At 38.0% G+C, this 3,465-nt stretch carries 4 protein-coding genes; 3 read left to right on the top strand and 1 reads right to left on the bottom strand.

What is annotated here, in order from left to right; genetic code table 11:
* Positions 1-141 precede the first annotated feature (141 nt).
* From L1D51_RS20955 to L1D51_RS20945, 3 genes are read left to right on the top strand one after another with little or no spacing between them, the layout of a single operon-like run.
* A complete protein-coding gene (locus L1D51_RS20955; protein WP_055020985.1) occupies positions 142-543 on the top strand; it encodes a DUF3019 domain-containing protein in 402 nt (133 codons plus the stop codon).
* Entirely contained in the window at positions 543-1,232 is a 690-nt protein-coding gene (locus L1D51_RS20950) for a response regulator transcription factor (protein ID WP_054560845.1), read from the top strand. Before L1D51_RS20955 ends, L1D51_RS20950 begins: the two co-directional genes overlap by 1 nt.
* Positions 1,229-2,419 carry an ATP-binding protein gene (locus tag L1D51_RS20945; RefSeq protein ID WP_239964762.1) on the top strand — a complete coding sequence of 397 codons (1,191 nt, stop codon included), beginning with the start codon at positions 1,229-1,231 and terminating at the stop codon, positions 2,417-2,419. Before L1D51_RS20950 ends, L1D51_RS20945 begins: the two co-directional genes overlap by 4 nt.
* Here the strand turns inward: L1D51_RS20945 and L1D51_RS20940 are convergent.
* Positions 2,403-3,245 carry a MipA/OmpV family protein gene (locus L1D51_RS20940; protein ID WP_239964760.1) on the bottom strand — a complete coding sequence of 281 codons (843 nt, stop codon included), beginning with the start codon at positions 3,243-3,245 and terminating at the stop codon, positions 2,403-2,405. The genes L1D51_RS20945 and L1D51_RS20940 overlap by 17 nt on opposite strands.
* Positions 3,246-3,465: the final 220 nt, after the last annotated feature.

The following is a 3,465-nucleotide window of genomic DNA, read 5'->3' as shown; positions in this document are numbered from 1 at the left end:
CCACTCATAGGCTGCATAAATAATAATTATAATAAACGGCAAAAAAATGAGTACTCAAAGTGAGTTGGGCAGGTTACATCAGCTTTCGATGGTTATTGTTACTTTGAAGAAAAGACTTCTAAAAAACAGAGACTTGGTTAAATGATAAACCGATTTAGTTGGCTATTACTGTTTTTTTGTCTTTGTTTTTCGTCGCTTTGTTTAAGCGATGACAGTCCCGAGCAACCTTTTTTTAAAGTCTCACCCACCGTGTGTGTGACAGATGCAAAACAAAAAGCCTGTGAGTTTAATATACAGATTCATTTTCGTGTTGCTCCCTTTAAAGAACTTTGTTTAGAAATAACTCAGCGTCCTCAATATACACAGTGTTACAAACAAGGTGGTTTAATTATCGAGAAATTAACGGTTAAGACTGAGCATCCGCTTACAGTGAAATTAATTAATCCATTGAGCAATCAAGTTGTTAAGCAACAACTACTGTCAATAGCAAGCTATGAAGCTAAAGATTACCGAATAAAACGGCGCTTTGGCTGGAGTTTATAATGCAGCATATTTTTTTAATTGAAGATGATGTGAAATTAGCAAGCTTAATACAAACGTTTTTGTTAAAGCATGGCTATACCATAGATGTATTCAATACTGCTGAGGCGTACCGTAGCAGTGAAATCACTTTTATGCCTTCACTGATCATCTGTGATGTGATGCTACCGGATGGCAATGGCTTTGAGTTAATTTCTCAATTGAAAGAAAAGTACAGTTGCCCTGTTATTTTTCTAACGGCACTGGATTCTGTGCAATCACAAATTAAGGGCTTAAACCTAGGTGCTTACGACTATCTTGTAAAACCCATTAAGCCTGAATTGTTACTCGCCAAAGTTAAAACGATTATCGCCCACACTGTTGGCCAAGATAACTTTTCACACCAAATTGATATTTTGCGTATCGATAGTAAAAAACGCGATATCTATTTTCATAATACAGCATTGAACCTCAATGAAAGTGAATTTGAGATCATTGCCTACCTTGCGAAAAACACCCCAGAACCGGTTTCTCGCGAGGTATTATTCAAGCATGTTATTGGCCGTGAGTATGACGGACTTGACCGAGCTATTGATTTAAAAATTAGCCGTTTACGTAAAAAGCTTAAAGAAACCATTAGCGAGCAAAAAGAAACGCTTGATATCAAGTCTGTACGAGGTAAAGGATACAGCTTGGATATTTCAAAAATATGAAGCAGCAATTTTTTAAGCTTTACTTAATTATCACAGTAAGCTTAATTGCCTTAGTTTTAGCTTTTGGCCAGCTTTATAATCAGTTTTTTTCTGAGCACATACCGAGTGTGCAAATAAGTGTTGCTGAACTTGCTCAAATAGCTGAGCAAAAAGAAGCGAGGATCAGCTCCTTTAACCAAAACGAGCTTGTTTTACCTGATTCATTACAAGCCAAATTCGATAAAGATGGCATTATCAGCGTCACCGAAAACAATCAGCAGTATATATACCTCAAAGGCAATAACGGTAGCATCCAAAAAGTTGGCCCCATTTCTTTGATTTCGCAAGCCAAAACTGACTGGCTTGCATTTTTTGCCTTTTACTTTTTACTTGGTGCGATGATCTTATTATTCATTCGCCCAGTATTTCGTGACTTGAGCTTATTACAACGCGCAGCTCATCGTTTTAGTAAGAAACCGCAACGTATAGAGCTTGATATAAAACCAAATTCATCTATTGCGCCATTAGCCAGCACCTTCACCCATATGTCTGAGCGCATCAATAAGTTTGTTCAGCTACATAATGACTTATCGCGTATTATTTCTCATGAAATTCGCACTCCCCTTACCCGTATGCGATTTGCTTTGTCGATTGCCGATTTGGAATCTCAAGAAGGTAGCCAAATTGAGCGTGATATTGATGAGATTGAATTACGTCTAGAGCAATACTTATCGTTCGCTCGCTTAGAGCACCATCAAAGTGTATTTAATCAGGAGAAAGTTAACTTAGCTAAACTGATCAACACAGAAATTGCTAAATTCGATTTATACAAAGAGCTCGAATTCATACCAGCCCTTGAAATAGACACAGCCTATTGCGAAGCAAGCTTTATGGCAATCGCGGTACAAAACTTACTGATCAACGCCACAAAATACGCAAAACACACAATCCATATAAGTAGCACAGAACAAGCGGGCTATTACAGTATAAGCATTACAGACGATGGACCTGGCTTACCAATTAATGCGGATGCGTTAATTGAGCCTTTTAAACAAGGTGAAGGAGATAAACTAGCGAGTGGGTATGGATTAGGACTTTATATCGTGCATCGTATTGCCAGTTGGCATGGCGGTAAAATTAGCTTGGCTAACAGTTCGCAAACAGGCGGTGCAGAGATCACCATTCGTTGGCCTAAAAGTGATAAGTAATTCCCGTAAAACCTGAGAAATAACCGTTTTTATTGATCATATGTGAGTTAGCTAAGTTGCTATCAAGCCAAGTATGTTTAAGTTTGAAATCAAGACTGAAACTGTCGCTGATCGGATATTCATAACTTACTTTGAAGTAGTAGTTAGTGGCACTTTCTAAATTGTAGCTTAGTAAACGCGTTTTGCTTTCTGATGGGTTAACCGTGTAGTAATAATCGATCAGTTCTTCATTTTTGTAATTAATGCCCGCTTCAAGACCTGCAGTACCAGAAAACAATTCAAATACATGATAGCCGTTGAACAATATTTCATAACCATTATGAACATTGGTTACATCGTGCACATACGCAGCACTTAACCAGATATTATCATACACGTTTACTGCCGATGATAACCCTGCCATGTAAGAAAGGTCACGCTCTATAGGTGTTAAATTAATTGGTGATGCAGTGGGTAATGTCGGTCGTCCTGAACTCGAACGAACAACACCTGTGGCATAGAGTTTATCTACCCCATCCAGCTCAAAGAAAAAACCATCATCATTAAAGCGCCCCAGTAAATCAACGTAGAAGTTCTCTGTTTCATATAGGCTGTAGCCAACAGAGAAATCATCGAAATACCAGTTATCATCATAATAAGCAAAACTTGGCAGAATTGGCGAAGTGACATCATCAGCATCAAGTACCGGGTTTTCAATGCCCCCGTACCCCACTGTGATGCTAGCATGTATTGTCGACTTTTTAATTAATTGTGGTTGTTTAACATCAGCCTGCGCAAACGCAGTTGATGCAGTTAAACAACATACTAAGCCAAACAATTTCTTCATTAACGCAATTCACCTTTATGTCATAAATAACAATCACTATGACAACTTAATACTACCAAAAAGTCTTTAGTCTTTAGTTAATCGGGGACGATCATATCGCTTGCGCGCTTTATTGTATAATTTTTTTGACCAACAAAGCGGCGTAGACTGTTAATTTACGCCCTATCTTCAAACTAACACACTGAAAAAAATATAAAATAGCCTGTACATTTTGCTACAT

The organism is Pseudoalteromonas shioyasakiensis, assembly GCF_022398475.1.
Taxonomy (GTDB): domain Bacteria; phylum Pseudomonadota; class Gammaproteobacteria; order Enterobacterales; family Alteromonadaceae; genus Pseudoalteromonas.
Note: the sequence above shows the minus strand (reverse complement) of the source record. Positions and strands in the feature narration are given on the sequence as shown.